This window comes from Pseudomonas sp. AC239, assembly GCF_979258545.1.
Genome location: NZ_OZ409864.1, coordinates 4,672,102 through 4,688,341, shown reverse-complemented (window position 1 = coordinate 4,688,341; position 16,240 = coordinate 4,672,102). Strand labels below are relative to the sequence as shown.

Below are 16,240 nucleotides of genomic sequence, written 5' to 3'. Positions count from 1 at the left end.
TGCCAGCATGGGGCAGCGTTACGAATCAATCACCGTTCAACTCAATGAGAACTTCACTTTCTATCGTCCGACCGATGTGACGGCTGACCGCTGCATTGAGGATTTCGACGTTCTTGAAGTATGCAGCAGCATCCGTTTCCACCTGACTCAGCAGCGCAGTCAACACTGCATAAGAGTCGGCATTCGACCGAGCTTCAGCGGCACTGTGAAACCCGCCACCCGGTTTCGGCAGGCGCCCAGCCGCGAGATTCAGCAACGGTGCCACATCGAGGACGGCAGTGTTGTTCTGCATACTGGCCGGGGCGGTAATCAAATCAGTTTTGCCTGCCCCTGCGCGGAACATCTCATGAAGCAGATCGTCCGCAACCTCACCGTAATTAAAACCTGCTGCATTGAAACGGGAATTGAGATTTCGGTTGTTGATGGTCAGGTACTCGACACTTTCCTTCTCGTGCAAGCCGGCCTTTTTCCATTCGCTGTATTGGGTCTGGCTGACTTCAATGGTTTGATCATCGATTTTTGCACTGTCCAGCACGAAATTGCTGGCGGACGTGTCGTAGACGTTCAATCGAACAGCCGTCAATAAAGTCGCAAACTCATCTCGCCCTCCAGGGGTGCTGCCTAAAAACAGGCCAATGGCAAAATCGGTCTTGGTATTGAGCTTTGGCATGCTGAGCAGCTTGACTGCCGCGTCAACCTTTTCCCGCGCAATCGGCAGACTGTTCTGGACGATATGTCGCGTATAGCTCTCGGGACGCACGCTAGGCACAGTGAACGCGTGCTGAAACTGGAAGTCAGCCAGCGTTTTCCCCCACGGAGTACCGCGACTGCTTATCGCATACCATTGATTGTTTCTGTTCAACGCACATACGTTAACCACATCGGCGGCACCCGCCCGGGGTTTCCATTTGCCCTGACCGGCTTGGGGCAAACTGGATAACTTCAGAAAGTCCACGGATTGACGCCTACCGGTCAATCGATGCAATTGCGAGGTCGCTGAGTCGAGTAGCTTGACGCCCTGCCTGCTTAATTCAAGGCCGCTTTTCAAAAGTGACTTGGTCGCGAGGTATCCGGCCGTCGGTAACCCATCTATGGGGTTGAATGTCGACACCGTCAACTTCAAGGAATATTTCACGACGCTGGCGAGTTTCGCCGTCAGCGAAACTGTTCTTGCTGCAATCGTCAGTATCTTTGCCGGGGCGCCCAAGACAGTGAAGAAAATCCCAATCGCATCCATCGTGCAGGCATAAATGCCATCCACGACTTTGTTGCGCTCACCCGAAGCAATGTCTTCAATGCATCGTTTGAAGGGCACAACCAGATCAACTACAAACGTCACCCATTCGTCGGTCTTCTTGGTCAGAGACTCTCTTTCCGTAAGATCAGTAAACGCCAACTTCAGTTCATCGAGGCTGCCGATAGGCCGGTGCGTTATCACGAATTGCGCGATATTGTTTATATGTTCGTCCATGAAGAACTGATAAAGACTGTGCTTGCCCGCTGGCGGAGTTGTCGGCGCAGCAAGCGTCCCCAGCTTTTCTATGACCATGATATCGGAGGCATTAGGGCGGGGACGTGTACCCTGCGTGTAGCTATGAAAGTCAGTCGGAACATTATGGGTTGCGGGAAGAGGAGATGACTTATCATTGCTCTTTCCTTGAAAATCCAGCCTGGCTTGCATCTTCATTTTTTGAGTTTTCAGAATCAATTCACCCAAAGCGTCATTTCTTCGACATTCGCCCAAAAGGCTGAACAACTCATAGCACAGAAATTCATTATCACCGTATGAGGCGATCATGATCACCGCGAAGCGCCCCCGTGCCTGATCTTTCTTCGCTTGCACCTCGAAACTTTGAGGCCCCTTGTTGGCCACGCCAACCAAGTTGTAATTGCTACTGGGGTAGATAATTTCAGTAACTGGCGCCCGCACAGTAAAGAAAGTTATCTTGTTTTTTGCAAAAATATCGCGATCCGGGCGGGGCATTCCAGACAGGGCCAGCTTTATATTGGAAGCTATCGCTTTGTGAATGTTGCGGTGATACTTTCGAACCTCCGCCTCAAAAACATCTTGATTAATCGCCAGCCTCATCAACTGCGGATATCGGCTCAGAATGTGTGGTGTTTCATTCCAGTCCCATTCGCCCGAAGTCAGTACACCCTCGATGTGCAAATCCAGCATTGATACTCGTGCACTGGAAAAAGTTTCCGGCCGAAGTAGCGGGTCCTCGAGAAAATCACATTCCGGTAAAGCTTTTTGCAAAGCCTCCAGCGCGAGCTTCTTCCGATTGGGTACTGGCGTGGAAAACGCCTTCACGCCGTTGACCATCGTTTCTACATGTATTTGATAGGCACCCAGAGCTTTCTCGGCGGCATTGGCGACAGATGCATTCAGATCACTTTGCGTGATCACCTCGTTGATCAACGCCCAATCAATGATGACGTCAACTGCAGCCAGGCCCTGGAGTTGGCCCAGTGCATGACTTATCGAGCCCATGTCGGCAAATAGCATTACGTCATCGTAATGAACAAAGCGTGAAGATCCTCTGACGCTGAGCTCGATCATGCCGACCGCCTGAGACAACGTTACCCAGCCGATTGAACCAGCAGTCAGCCATGTCGGCACACCATCGATCAACAGTACCGGGGCCACCGCGGACAGCAGCATATGTGATGCCAAAGGCACCAACGCGCGGGGCACGATTTTCTGGCCGACAAGATGCTGCTCAAAGCTCTGCCGAATACTGGACAGGCTCTTATCGGCGGCAACGGCTGGATGATAAATATCATAGCCAGCGATTACGTTGCGCTGTTTCTTACTACCAATACCTGGATCAAGTTGAAGAAGAATGGCCGTGTAGAGAACATGCGCATAATCATACGCATCGCACTCCTCGACAGCACGAGCGCCCCACCACTGCAGTGCATCAATATACTTCTTCGCCAAATCATAGGAAAACTGATGATGCACAAGTTCCTGCAGCACCTCGTCGGCAGTCTCCCAATCAATCCCGTCATGTAAAACGGGCTTGACGTTTTCATACAACATACCCAGCAAACCTTTTCCGGCGGGAACCAGCTTCGCTGTCAATGTCCGAATTTCTTGACACTGAGTTACGGTCAATGCAGCTGAGCCACCGTCGTGGCCGTTGATGTAGTCCCAATAACCGGCGATACGGTCACTACGGCGGAATTCCCATTGCAGAAAATTCAGCAGAGATTCCAGTTGCTCGACATCAGTCGGGACCAACAGCCCGTGAAAGCGCAGCCATTGAGCATAACTGGCATCGTCCGTTACCGAGCGGACTGCTCCACCCGTTTGCGCCGCGCCCTCCATGATTATTTTCAGGACTGCCTGCTCATTCGGGTCAGATTGTATTTTCTGTCGTATGCTTTCAGCGCCACTTCCGTTGTTGATCCAGACGTCAAGCCCGGCGCTGGTGACGATTGCAACCGCGTTACGATCGTATGGCTTGATCAGATCCGCCAGCATTTTGCTGAAAGTCTTGTGCACATAATAAAAAGAGGATTCCTCCTCCAAGGTCAAAGTAATTGACTCCATATCGATCAACGCTGCACTTTGTCGCACTTTATACAACGCATAAAGCACTGACGTTATTTTTTTCCGCTCTAACCCATCAGCTTTAATGCATAACTGATTTTCCTGCGCAGCCATAACTGCACTACCAGAGGAACCACTTCTGATCTTCATGTTCTGTCCTAGTTTAAATTCATTAGCGTCATAATCGACGCCTTTAAACTTTAAACAGAACCAAACATCTATCAACCAGTTAGTTATTAACCAACATTTCAGAGCGAAAACTTCAACAGAACAAACACGAACTCAGTAAACATCCACTTTACTCAATCAACCCCCAACCACCCGACGAGTCATCTTTGATTCTATCGTCTGAGTGCAGCTTTATCCGCAATCTTAAATTATTCACAGAATCTGCATGTTTAATTGCTTCATCTACATCGACAACACCTTCTTCAACCAGCTTATAAAGCGCGGAGTCGAATGTTTGCATACCTGCACCCTCCGACTTTTCCATAACGCTTTTAAGTTCTCCCAGTTCATTTCGCCGAACCAGATCTCCCACCGTTGGCGTGCCTAGCAATACCTCAACAGCAGCCCTTCGTTGACCATCAACAGTACGCACCAAGCGCTGTGAGATAAATGCTTTCAGGTTATTGCCTAGCGCTTGCAGCAACTGCGGTCGCCGCTCTTCAGGGAACATATTGATAATCCGATCCAGCGCCTGATTGGCATTGGTCGCGTGCAAGGTCGACAACACCAGATGCCCGGTATCGGCGAATGACAACGCATGCTCCATGGTTTCGCGATCACGTATTTCGCCGATCAATACCACATCCGGGGCCTGGCGCAGCGTGTTCTTCAAAGCAGCTTGGAAACTGCGTGTGTCGACACCGACTTCGCGCTGATTGACGATCGAGCGCTGGTGCCGGTGGATATATTCGATCGGGTCTTCGATCGTCACGATGTGCCCGGCGCTGTGGCGGTTGCGGTGATCGATGAGTGCCGCCAGCGAAGTCGACTTGCCTGAACTGGTTGCGCCTACAAACAGAATCAACCCTCGCTTGAGCATCACCGTTTCCAGCAATACCGGCGGCAGCTTCAGGTCTTCGAATCGCGGGATGTTGAGTTTGACGTTGCGGATGACGATCGACACATCGTTGCGCTGCTTGAAAATGTTTACCCGGAAGCGCCCGACGCCCGTTCGGGAGATTGCCAGGTTCATTTCCAGATCCCGGTCGAACTCCCGGCGTTGCTCGGCGTCCATCAGGGAGGCGGCGATGGCCGCGGTTTCGCCGGGTTTGAATGGCTGATCGCTCAACGCTCTCAGCACACCGTCAATGCGCGCGCTCGGCGCTGCGCCGGTAGAGAGGAACAGATCAGAACCGTTTTTTTGCGACAATATTGTCAACAGTGCATCGATTTCCATGGCTGACAGCACCCGCGAAGCAATGAATGAGCAGATTTGGCCTACGCTTGGCGCGGCTCCTGCAACAATGATAGACCCCGTCTCACCGAACCACGCTCAGGATTGAAACATGAACGCTGTACCCACCACCGATGACACTCAGGCCCTGATTGCCCGCACCGACTGGAGCCGCAGCCCGCTGGGCCCCGCCGGCACCTGGCCGCAGAGCTTGCGCACGGCGGTGGATATCGTCATTCATTCACCGATGCCGATGCTGCTGTTATGGGGTCCGCAACTCACGCAGATCTACAACAATGGTTTTGCCCTGCTCGCTGGCAGCAAACATCCCGAAGCGTTCGGGCAACCGACTCATGACGTCTGGCCGGAAGTCCGGGATTTCTCCGAACCGATTTATCAGGCGGTGTTACAGGGCCAGGTACGCAGCTTCAGCGAGCAGCGGTTCAGCGTGCAACGTGACGGCAAGAAAACCGATTTCTGGCTGGATCTCACCTACAGCCCGATTCGCGATGAAACCGCCCAGGTGGCTGGAATTCTGATCACCGCCATCGAAACCAACGAACGCCGCCGCATCGCCCTGGAGTTGCAGCGCCGTTCCGAGGAAAGCCTGAAGGCCCAGCGCCAGTCCGAAGAACGCCTGCAACTGGCCCTCGCCGCCACCGACGCCGTCGGCACCTGGGACTGGGACATTGGCGAAGACCGCTTCATCGCCGATGCGCACTTTGCCGAATTGCACGGTGTCGATCCGACCAGGGCCGGGCAGTTGCCGATCAGCGAATATCTGCACGGGGTACACCCCGAAGACCGCGCCATGGTCGCGCGCGGAATCAAATACTGCATTACCCATGGCACTGAGTACGCCGAGGAATACCGCTTGCTGCAGGCTGATGGCACGCTGCGCTGGGTGTTCGCACGCGGCCGTTGCTACAAGGATCATCATGGTCGGCCGATGCGCTTTCTCGGCGCGGCGCTGGACCTGACCGAACGCAAACACACCGAACAGGCGCTGCGTCAGAGCCAGACCGAATTGCAGCTGATCATCAACGCCATGCCGATCCTGATCAGTTACGTCGACGCCGAAGAACGTTTTCGCCTGAACAACGCGGCCTATCTCGACTGGTATGGGCTGACTCCGCAAGAGCTGTACGGCCGCACGATTCGCGAAGTCATCGGCGAAGAGGCGTATTTCCTGCGCGCGCCTTTTATCGCTGAAGCGCTGGCCGGACGCTCCTGTTCCTTCAGTTTCTACACGCCGCACCGCGACGGCAGTACCCGTCACGCGTTGATGAACTATCTGCCCCGTCATGGCGCGGACGGTGCTGTCAACGGTTTTTACATCTTTGTCATCGATGAGACCGAACGCAAAAAAACCGAAGAAGCCCTGCGCAATCTCAATGAAACTCTCGAAGAGCGTGTCAGCGCCCGCACCGAACAACTGGCCCAGGCCAACCAGCGTTTGCAGAACGAGATGTTCGAGCGCGAGCGCGCTGAAGATGCGCTGCGCCACGCGCAGAAAATGGAAGCTGTCGGCCAGCTCACCGGCGGCATCGCTCACGACTTCAACAACATGCTCACGGGCATCATCGGCAGTCTGGATTTGATGCAGCGCTATATCGCCAACGGTCGCGCCGACGAGATTGGCCGCTTCACCGAGGCGGCGGTGTCATCGGCCAACCGTGCGGCCGCGCTGACCCATCGCTTGCTGGCGTTCTCGCGGCGCCAGTCGCTGGACCGCAAACAACTGAACGTCAACGAGTTGGTGCACTCGCTGGAAGACCTGATCCGGCGCACCAAGGGCGATGCCATCGATCTGCAATTGCGCCTGCCCGACGACGTGTGGCCCGTCAGCACCGACGTCAGTCAGTTGGAAAATGCCCTGCTCAACCTGGTGATCAACGCCCGCGATGCGATGCCGGAGGGCGGCGCGTTGCTGATCCAGACCGCGAACGTGTACCTCGACAGCAGCGACATCACCATTCTCGAGCCGGTAAAGGCCGGGGAATACGTCATGCTCGCGGTCAGCGACAACGGCACCGGCATGACGCCGTCAATTCGCTCCAAGGCATTCGACCCGTTTTTCACCACCAAGCCGATCGGCCAGGGCACCGGACTGGGGCTATCGATGATCTACGGATTTGCCCAGCAGTCCGGCGGCCATGTCAGCCTCGACAGTGTGCCGGGACAAGGCACTTGCGTACGTCTGTACTTGCCGCGTTTGCTTGAACTGGATGCCGAGGCGGTGTCGGTGAAGAATGCCGAACCGATCGCGGCGTCATCGACCGGTGAAACCGCGCTGGTCGTTGAAGATGATCCGGCGGTGCGCATGCTGGTGCTCGATCTGCTCAAGGAACTGGGCTACAAAACCTTCGAAGCGGAAAACGCGCAGACCGCCCTGCCGCTGCTCGAATCCGCACAACGCATCGATCTGCTGGTCACTGATGTCGGGCTGCCGGGCATGAACGGTCGCCAGTTGGCGGAGATTGCTCGCCAGCATCGGCCGGATCTTAAAGTGCTGTTCATGACCGGTTACGCGCAAATAGCTGCCGAGCGTCAGGGCTTTCTCGAAGCAGGCATGGACATGGTCGCCAAGCCGTTTGTACTCGAGGTCCTGGCGAGCAAGATCCGCAAGTTGAGCACCCCGACCCCGTGACTTGAGGCATAATCGCGCGCCCCGCCGTCACCCGTTATCAGGTATCGCACGATGAAAGCCCAAGCCCGCCACATTCTGGTGAAAACTGCCGAAGAGGCCGAACAACTCAAACAGCGCATCGCCAAGGGTGAAGCGTTCGATGTGCTGGCGAAGAAGTTTTCCACCTGCCCGTCCGGCAAGCGCGGCGGCGATCTGGGCGAAGTGCGGCCGGGACAGATGGTCGGGGCGATTGATGCGGTGATTTTCAAGAAACCGCTGCGCACCGTGCATGGGCCGATCAAGAGCAAGTTTGGTTATCACCTGGTGCAGGTGTTTTATCGGGATTGATCGGCTGGCTGCCGGGCTTCTTCGCGAGCAGGCTCGCTCCCACATGTCGACCAAGTTTTCATTGTGGGAGCGAGCCTGCTCGCGAACCGATTGCGCAGCAAGCGGCCATTCTCTGATTACCTGGGGATCAGCGCTCCAGGCACCTGTATCACCCGACTGGCCAATTCATGTCCCGCTTGCGCCGCCTCTGCCGGACTGCCGCCGAGCAAGCGCCTGGCCAGATACGCCGCGCTGAACGAGTCCCCCGCCGCTGTGGTGTCGACGACCTTGTCGACCTTCTGCGCCGGCACTTCGAACGCCTCACCATCGCAGCGAATCAGACACGCCTCGGCGCCGCGCTTGAGCACCACTTCCGCCGTGCCGATCTGTGCATACGTGGCAAACACCTCAGCGCAATCGGCAAACCCGAACAATGCCTGTTCATCATCCACCGTCAACAACGCCAGATCGACATAAGGCAAGACGCTGCGATATGCCGCGCGCGCCTCCTCAACCGACGCCCACAGGCGCGGGCGGTAGTTGTTGTCGAAGACAATGCGCGCATCACGCTGCCGGGCTTCGCTCAATGTCTTGATCAAGCGGGCGCGGCCTTGCATGCCAAGCACCGCGAGGGTGATCCCGCTGAAATACAGCACGTCGTAGTCCGGCAACGCCGCGAGGATCGGCTCGGCCGCAGGGGTGGTGAAGCAATCGCGTACCGCCGCTTCGTTGCGCCAGTACAGGAAGCGCCGCTCGCCGTTGGCGTCGGTCTGGATGCAGTACAGACCAGGCAACCGACCGGGCAAACGCTGTACCAGATCAAGGCCGATGCCTTCGCTGCGCCAGATCTGGCACATCTCGTCGCTGAAACTGTCGTCACCCAGCGCGGTGACGTAGTCGACGTGCGCCTTATCGCCCAGCGCACGGGACAGATACACCGCTGTGTTGAGGGTATCGCCACCGAAGCTTTGCTGCAGACTGCCGTCGGCGCGTTGCTGCAGTTCGATCATGCATTCGCCGATCAGGGCGATGCGCGGGGTGTTGCGGAGGATTTTCATCGGGTGGGATCTCTGGTGGTTCGGTGGTGGCTGTCCGGACGCTTTCGCGAGCAGGCTCGCTCCCACAATGGAGCGCATTGTCCTTGTGGGAGCGAGCCTGCTCGCGAATAGCCGCCGCAACGCAATCGCAAGCCTTAGAAGCAAGTCTCCATGGTTTCGATGACCGCCAACTGTTCATCCACCAGCAACCCCACCCGCCACTTGTCAAACGTCAGGCACGGGTGCGATGTCCCAAAGGAAATGATGTCGCCAACCCGCAGCTGTACCCCCGGCGCCACGGTCATGAACGCATGCTGATCCATCACCGCCGTGACCTTGCACGCACCGACGTCATCGCCCACCGCCGGAACTGCGCCGGCCTTGTAGCGCAGCAGCGGCACCGGCAAACCGGCATCGAACGCGACGTCACGCTTGCCCAGAGCAATCACCGCAAAACCCGGCTCCGGCAACGACTGCACGTGAGCCCAGACTTCCAGCGCCGGGCGCAGGCCCTCGTGCAGATCGCTGCGACGGTCGAGCACGCAGCACTGCGCTTCTCTGTAGATGCCGTGGTCGTGCGCCACGTAACTGCCCGGGCGCAACACGCTCAGGAAGCGGCCAGCGGCGTTTTGCGTTTCGAAGGATTCGGCAATCAGGTCATACCAGGCCGAGCCGGACGCGGTGATGATCGGTTTGGCGATAGCAAAGGCGCCGCTGTCCTGCAGCTGCACCGCCAGGCGCACAAGCGATGCGGCGAATTCGCGAATGCCGCTGACTGCGTGGTCGCCGTGGATCACGCCTTCGTAACCTTCGATGCCGGTCAGGGCCAGCGCCGGTTGCGCGTCGATGGCCTTGGCCAGTTCGATGACTTCCTGCTCGCTACGGCAACCGCAGCGTCCGCCGACCACACCGTATTCGATCATCACGTTGAGCTTCACGCCCCGCGAAGCGAAGTAAGCCCCGAGGTCGGCGACGTTATCCGGGTGATCGACCAAGCAATAGAAATCGAACGTCGGATCGGCGAGCAGATCGGCAATCAGCGCCATGTTCGGCGTGCCGACCAGTTGGTTGGCCATCAGCACCCGGCGCACGCCGTGGGCATAAGCGGCGCGTGTCTGCGTGGCGCTGGCGAGGGTGACGCCCCAGGCGCCGGCGTCGAGCTGTCGCTTGAACAGCGCTGGGGTCATGCTGGTTTTGCCATGGGGCGCCAGTTCCGCGCCACTGTCGCTGACAAACTTCTGCATCCAGCGAATGTTGTGCTCCAGCGCCTCGCGGTGCAGCACCAGCGCCGGCAGGCTGACGTCGCGGGTCAGTTGCGCACCGATGGCGGCATCGCCTTTTTCTACGGCAGAGTTGATGGCAGTGGTCATGGTCGAATCCTCACAGGCGCGGCCGCAGGCAGCCGCGGTTATTCGTTGATCCGCCGGGCGAGGCTGTTGGCGCTCTCGATCAATACCCGGCGATAGTCGTTGTAATTGTTTTTCGCATCGGCCCGTGGGGCGACGATGCACAAAGTACAAATGGCCACGCCTTGCGGGTCTTTGACCGGCGCGGCGAAGCAGTGGGTGAAGGTGTCGGCGACGCTGTCGAAGGAGAAGAAGCCATCGATGCCAGCCTGACGAATTTCCGCCAGAAAACGTTCCAGTGGCAGGCGTTCGCCGTCGGGCAGGATGTAGTCGTCTTCGTCGATCAGGTCGATGATTTGCTGGTCGCTCAAATGCGCGAGCAGCAGGCGCCCGGAGGCGGTCCACGGGATCGGCGCGTTTTCGCCAATATCGGAGGAAATGCGAAAATGCCGCTCGCCCTCCTTCATCAACGCCACCGTGTATTTGCGCCCGTTGAGCAGGCACATCTGCGCGGTTTCGCGAGTCTGACTGACGATTTCCTGCAGGGCGTGATCGGCCTCACGGCTGAGGTCGAAATGGCGCAGATGCGCCTGGCCGAGGAAGTACAACTGGCGGCCCAGATAGACGTGACCGTCCTTGCCCACCGGCTCCAGAATTCTCCGTTCCAGCAAGGATGCGACCAATTCGTAGACCGTCGATTTCGGCCCGCCGATGCCATTGGCGATGTCGTTGGGGCGCAGCGGCTGGCCGATTTCCTTGAGAAAATCGAGGATATCGAACGCCCGGTCGAGACCGCGTGCCCGGCGCTTGATGGTGTCTTCGGTCATGTCAGTGGTTTCCATTCAAAGTCGCCGGGAGTTTACAGCCAATGATCGTTCCCATGCTCCGCGTGGGAATGCCTCACCGGACGCTCCGCGTCCGCTTTTGGGACGCAAAGCGTCCCGGGCTGCATTCCCACGCATAGCGTCGGAACGATCGGCGTGTTTCAGGCCTTCTTCTTGTAGGCAATGCAGTCGATCTCAACCTTGCAATCGACCATCATGCTCGCCTGCACACAGGCCCGCGCCGGGGCGTGTTCGGGTTTGAAGTACTCGGCGAAGACCTTGTTGAAGCTGCTGAAATCCCGAGGATCGTCCAGCCACACACCGGCCCGTACCACGTCTTCAAGACCATAACCAGCCTCTTCGAGAATGGCGATCAGGTTCTTCATGGTCTGGTGGGTCTGTTCGACGATGCCACCAACGATGATCTCGCCATCCACCGCCGGAACCTGGCCGGACACATGCAGCCAGCCATCCGCTTCAACTGCGCGGGCGAATGGACGAGGCTGGCCGCCGGCGGCGGTGCTGCCGGTGCCGTAACGCGTAATGCTCATGGGTGTTTCTCCTGATTGCAAAAGTGCAGATTCAAAACCGCGTGCTCTTGAGAAATTCCGCCAGACGCGGCGATTGCGGGCGTTCGAACAGTTCCTTGGGAGGCCCCTGCTCTTCGATTCGACCTTGATTCATGAAAACGATCTTGTCCGAGACCTCGAAGGCGAAACGCATTTCGTGGGTCACCAGCAACATGGTCATGCCGTCTTCGGCCAGCCCCTTGATCACGTTGAGCACCTCACCGACCAGCTCCGGATCGAGGGCCGAAGTGACCTCATCGAAGAGCATCAGGCTGGGGTTCATCGCAATCGCTCGGGCAATCGCCACGCGCTGTTGCTGACCGCCGGACAACTGACCGGGAAAGTGATTGCGCCGCTCCAGCAGGCCGACACGCTCCAGCCATTTTTCGGCAAGCACCACGGCTTCGTCCTTGTGCATTTTCTTCACCTTGAGCAGCCCCAAGGTGACGTTCTGCAACGCGGTCAGGTGCGGGAAGAGGTTGAATTGCTGGAAGGCCATGCCGGTCATCGCACGATGGCGGGCAATGACCTTTTCCGGGTGACGCACGCGTTTACCGTTGACCTCGTCATAGCCGATGGATTCGCCGTCGAGCAGGATCTGCCCGCCCTGAAACTCTTCAAGCATGTTCACGCAACGCAGCAGCGTAGTTTTGCCCGAACCGCTGGAGCCGATCAGCGTGACGACGTTGCCGCGCTGCATGCTCAGGTCGACACCCTTGAGCACTTCCACCGCGCCGTACTGTTTGTGCAGGCCGCGAATGTCCAGCAGCGCCTGATTTTGTGAAGCAACTTGAGCTTGAGTCATGGCAGGGCCACCCGCTTTTCAATGTGCCGGCCGAGTAATTCGATGCCGTAGTTGATGACGAAGAACAGAAAACCGGCGAACAGGTAGAACTCCAGGGTCATGAAGTTCCGGGCGATGATCTGTTGCGTGCTGAGCAGCAATTCGGCGACGCCGATCACCGAGAGCAAGGTCGACGCCTTGACGATTTCGGTGGACGAGTTGACCCAGGTCGGCAAAATCTGCCGCAGCGCCTGAGGTAACAGTACGTAGCCGAGGGATTGGTAGAACGTCAGGCCGATGGCTTTGCCCGCCTCCATCTGCCCGCGCGGCAGGGCTTGCAGCGCACCACGAACGATTTCGGCGACGTGCGAGCCGCAAAACAGTGTCAGGCCCAGGGCTCCGGCCTGAAACGCACTGATCTGCCAACCGAGCGCCGGCGCCATATAAAAGCAGGCCAGCACCAATACAAACACCGGTGTGCCGCGAATCAGATCGACGTACAGCCGAAACGGCGCGCGCATCCAGAATCTGCCGTAAGTCAGGACCAGGCCTGCAACCACGCCGAGCATGGTGCCCAACACAATGGCCAACGCCGAGACCTGCACACTGGTCAGAAAGCCCTGCCACAACGGCTCGCGTGCGACCCACAATTCATGCAACCAACTGGGAGATTCGTACATCGCAGCCTCCTATCGGCGGATCGCCAGACGCTGCTCGAGGTAACGCAGCAGCATGGCAATGAGGTAACAGGCCGCGACATACAACGCCGTGGTCACCAGCCAGGTTTCGATCACCCGGTAGCTCTCGACGTTGATCTTGCGCGCGTAATAAGTCAGCTCCGGCACCGCAATCGCAGCAGCCAGCGAGGTGTCCTTGAACAGCGAAATGAAGTTGTTCGACAGCGCCGGCAACACGTTGCGCAGCATCACCGGCACGGTGACGTAAGCCTTGACCTGCCATTCACCGAGACCGATTGCCAGCCCGGCTTCGCGCTGGCCTTTGGGAATGCTCAACAAGCCGCCACGGAAGACTTCGGTCAGGTACGCGCCGGCATACAGCGACAGCGTGATGATGAACGAAGGAATCTTGTCCAGACGAATCCCCAGACTTGGCAAGGCAAAGTAGATCAACAGAATCAACACCAGGATCGGCGTGTTACGCACTACCGTGACGTACACCGAGGCCAACACCCGCAAGGCGCGATGTTTGGAGAGCAAGGCAAACGCCATCAGCAGGCCGATCACGCAGCCGATGGCGATCGACACCAGCGCCAGCTGCAAGCCCAGACCGAGCCCCGCCAGCAAGGTGTCGAAATCGCGCCACACGGCGGCAAAGTTCAACTGATAGTTCATGGTCAGCAGTACCTTGAGCGGGGCGACTGAAATCGCCCCACTCTCACGGGATCATTTGAATTCGACTGGGAAACCGATGGCTGGAGATGGCAGATCAACACCGAACCATTGTTTGAACGAAGCGGCGTAGGTCGGGAACTCAACTCCGGTCATGGCTTCATGAAGCGCGGTGTTGACGAAGTTCAGCCAGTCCTGATCGCCACGTTTGACCGCGCAGGCGTAAGTTTGCGGACTCCAGGCGTAGCTCGGGCTGCGGTAACGGCCGGGATTCTGCACCATCAGGTATTTGACCGAGGACTGATCGGTGGCGGCGGCATCGGCGCGGCCGGAGTTCACTGCCTGATACATCAGGTCGACGCTGTCGTACTGATCGACCTTGGCCTTGGGCAATGCCTGGTGCACCAGCTCTTCGGCATACACGTTCTGCAGCACCGCGACAGTTACATCATCGCCCGCCGCCTGCAGGTCTTCGATTTCCTTGTACTTGCTGTTGTTCGGTAAAAGCAGGCCGACGCCTTCGCGGTAGTACGGCAAGGTGAATGCCACTTGCTGCGCGCGGCTGGCGGTGACGGTGATGAACTGGCAGCTCATGTCGACCTTGTCGGTGAGCAGATTGGGAATCCGCGCATCGGACGACTGCACCACGAACTCGACTTTGCTCGGGTCGTTGAACAACCCCTTGGCCACCATCCTGGCGATGTCGATATCAAAACCCTGCAACTTGCCGTCGGCGCCCTGAAAGTGCCACGGCGCATTGGTGCTGCCGGTGCCGACAATCAACTTGCCACGCGCCAGGACACTGTCGAGTTTGCTGTCGGCAGCCTGGGCCATACCCATGAATGCGGACGAAGCTGCAAGAACAAAAACACACGCTTTGAACAACGAAGGACGGCGATGCATGGCAAGCACTCCAGATTGTGTTTATTCCGCTATACCGGAACACGGTTTGTTACTACGGAATAGACAGCAGAAAGTGTGCCACAGGAATCAGGAGAAATCTGTAGTCGTATTGAATGCTTTGTTAATCAAGGAGATATGGACTTGCGGACCAATTGGTCGGTCCGACCCAACGCGCAGGAAGGTCCCTGCGATTACTAATGAAAGGGGTGATTCGTTCCCAACTTGGGGCAGATGGCGTCGTGATGGTGCGAATCAGGGTTACAGTTGAGCAATACCTGTGTCAGCGTTTGAGTGCCTGCCTGTACACATCACCACCCTGCCGTTTCCCAACCGCTATCACCGTAACGACCAGTACCTCGTCCCTGACCCGATAGACCAACCGATATCCAGCGCTTCGAAGCTTGATTTTATAGGCGTTACTCAATCCTTTCAGACGAGCCGCCGGAACGTGGGGATTTGCCAGCCTTTCAACAAGTTTGTTTTTGAACTGCTCTCTGAGCTCCGACCCAAGCTTTCGCCACTCCTTCCAAGCCTTTTCAGAAAATTCCAGTTCATAGGTCATCAATGGATACCTTGATGGTCGGATCGTTTTCTCGCTCCTTGCAAAGGGCGATCAGTTCCAGATCCTCCAGGCGCTCCATCATTGCTTCATATTCCTTGGCAGGAACACAGTAGAAGGCCGGTTCGTTTCGATTAAGGATCGCCACAGACCGGCCTCCACCAGCTGCCACTGTACCCATAGGGTTTTTTTTCAATTCGGAAATACTCGCTACGACGTGAGAAAGAACAATGTGCGTCATGAACTGTGCCTCTTGAAGTGCTCTGATTAGTGCTCAAAATAGCACTCCAAGTGATGCTCGGCGCAATGCATTGAGGTTACCACGCGGTTTCATGTGAGGTTCCCGCATTGGTTGTCAGGTCTATCTGGCGTTCTTGTGGGATAAATCTCGTGTTTACGCAGCCCACCTGTAATTTCTGACAGTAGACCGCGACACCCTGCTCCTTTAACGTCAAAGGTGCCTACCCGCTCGTTGAAAAGGACCCTTCGATGAACGCCACAACCACAACTTCCGCGCTGGACCCGGTTTACCGCAAAGCCCTGAAAACCTGGCGTCCGGTCATTCTGTATTTCGCCAATGAACACTGCCCCGCCTGCGAATGGGCCGGGCCGGTCTTTCGGCAGATTGCCGAGCCTTACCGATTGCGCGCCAACATCTATATGCTCAACACCAGCCAATCGCCCAGGCACCCGAATGTCACGGGCACGCCGACAGTGCTGTTCTATAAAAACGGCAGGCTGCTGAAAAAGCTCAAAGGTATCGGCACCGAGGAAACCCTGGCGAGGGATATGGCCCGGCATGTCGGCAGGACAAAGGCTCCCGCAACGCCACGCAAACCTCACCATGATCTGGCATGGCTGAGGCGAACACTCAAGTCATTGCGCACCGTCACTGGTTCGCGCCACCGGCTTCTGCGCTGAACCCGACCGGGATTGGACAACCCGCTGTCTG

General features: G+C 57.2%; 15 protein-coding genes. 3 read left to right on the top strand and 12 right to left on the bottom strand.

The features are described from left to right. Positions 1-25 precede the first annotated feature (25 nt). Entirely contained in the window at positions 26-3,709 is a 3,684-nt protein-coding gene (locus tag ACZ0AZ_RS21425; RefSeq protein WP_129998586.1) for a hypothetical protein, read from the bottom strand. A gap of 148 nt (positions 3,710-3,857) precedes the next feature. Further along, complete coding sequence (locus ACZ0AZ_RS21420; RefSeq protein WP_039758582.1) at positions 3,858-4,964, bottom strand: PilT/PilU family type 4a pilus ATPase; 1,107 nt, start codon at positions 4,962-4,964, stop codon at positions 3,858-3,860. A 109-nt stretch (positions 4,965-5,073) separates the two neighbouring features. Between ACZ0AZ_RS21420 and ACZ0AZ_RS21415 the strand changes: the two genes are divergently transcribed. Together ACZ0AZ_RS21415 and ACZ0AZ_RS21410 are read left to right on the top strand one after the other, a co-directional pair. After that, positions 5,074-7,611, top strand: coding sequence for a PAS domain-containing hybrid sensor histidine kinase/response regulator (locus ACZ0AZ_RS21415; RefSeq protein WP_463538081.1), 2,538 nt, complete (start codon positions 5,074-5,076; stop codon positions 7,609-7,611). Positions 7,612-7,662: 51 nt separating this feature from the next. Beyond that, complete coding sequence (locus ACZ0AZ_RS21410) at positions 7,663-7,938, top strand: peptidylprolyl isomerase (protein ID WP_007912322.1); 276 nt, start codon at positions 7,663-7,665, stop codon at positions 7,936-7,938. 116 nt (positions 7,939-8,054) lie between these two features. On the opposite strand, the gene kdgK is transcribed toward ACZ0AZ_RS21410, so the two are convergent. From kdgK to ACZ0AZ_RS21360, 10 genes are all read right to left on the bottom strand, one after another. Continuing rightward, positions 8,055-8,975: a 2-dehydro-3-deoxygluconokinase gene (gene kdgK / locus ACZ0AZ_RS21405; protein ID WP_129998584.1), complete on the bottom strand. Its 921-nt coding sequence runs from the start codon at positions 8,973-8,975 to the stop codon at positions 8,055-8,057. 134 nt (positions 8,976-9,109) lie between these two features. Further along, entirely contained in the window at positions 9,110-10,324 is a 1,215-nt protein-coding gene (locus tag ACZ0AZ_RS21400; RefSeq protein WP_463538080.1) for an amino acid deaminase, read from the bottom strand. Positions 10,325-10,362: 38 nt separating this feature from the next. Further along, on the bottom strand, positions 10,363-11,127 hold the full coding sequence (locus ACZ0AZ_RS21395) for an IclR family transcriptional regulator (RefSeq protein WP_041478714.1): 765 nt from the start codon (positions 11,125-11,127) through the stop codon (positions 10,363-10,365). 158 nt (positions 11,128-11,285) lie between these two features. After that, positions 11,286-11,675: a RidA family protein gene (locus tag ACZ0AZ_RS21390; protein ID WP_016774497.1), complete on the bottom strand. Its 390-nt coding sequence runs from the start codon at positions 11,673-11,675 to the stop codon at positions 11,286-11,288. Positions 11,676-11,706: 31 nt separating this feature from the next. After that, positions 11,707-12,498, bottom strand: coding sequence for an amino acid ABC transporter ATP-binding protein (locus tag ACZ0AZ_RS21385; protein ID WP_041478713.1), 792 nt, complete (start codon positions 12,496-12,498; stop codon positions 11,707-11,709). Then, positions 12,495-13,157, bottom strand: a complete 663-nt coding sequence (locus ACZ0AZ_RS21380) for an amino acid ABC transporter permease (RefSeq protein WP_016774495.1) — start codon at positions 13,155-13,157, stop codon at positions 12,495-12,497. The genes ACZ0AZ_RS21385 and ACZ0AZ_RS21380 overlap by 4 nt, the downstream gene beginning before the upstream one ends. Positions 13,158-13,166: 9 nt before the next feature. Beyond that, entirely contained in the window at positions 13,167-13,829 is a 663-nt protein-coding gene (locus tag ACZ0AZ_RS21375; protein ID WP_024012746.1) for an amino acid ABC transporter permease, read from the bottom strand. Between the two features lie 51 nt (positions 13,830-13,880). After that, positions 13,881-14,729: a transporter substrate-binding domain-containing protein gene (locus tag ACZ0AZ_RS21370; protein WP_039758601.1), complete on the bottom strand. Its 849-nt coding sequence runs from the start codon at positions 14,727-14,729 to the stop codon at positions 13,881-13,883. A gap of 280 nt (positions 14,730-15,009) precedes the next feature. Next, positions 15,010-15,291 (bottom strand): type II toxin-antitoxin system RelE family toxin, encoded by a 282-nt coding sequence (locus ACZ0AZ_RS21365; protein ID WP_039758603.1) that lies wholly within the window; start codon positions 15,289-15,291, stop codon positions 15,010-15,012. Next, positions 15,281-15,529 carry a type II toxin-antitoxin system Phd/YefM family antitoxin gene (locus tag ACZ0AZ_RS21360; protein WP_039758605.1) on the bottom strand — a complete coding sequence of 83 codons (249 nt, stop codon included), beginning with the start codon at positions 15,527-15,529 and terminating at the stop codon, positions 15,281-15,283. The genes ACZ0AZ_RS21365 and ACZ0AZ_RS21360 overlap by 11 nt, the downstream gene beginning before the upstream one ends. Positions 15,530-15,777: 248 nt before the next feature. Between ACZ0AZ_RS21360 and ACZ0AZ_RS21355 the strand changes: the two genes are divergently transcribed. Continuing rightward, the gene (locus ACZ0AZ_RS21355; protein ID WP_129998580.1) at positions 15,778-16,209 is read left to right on the top strand and encodes a thioredoxin family protein; all 432 of its coding nucleotides are present in this window, start codon (positions 15,778-15,780) and stop codon (positions 16,207-16,209) included. The last annotated feature ends 31 nt before the right edge of the window (positions 16,210-16,240 follow it).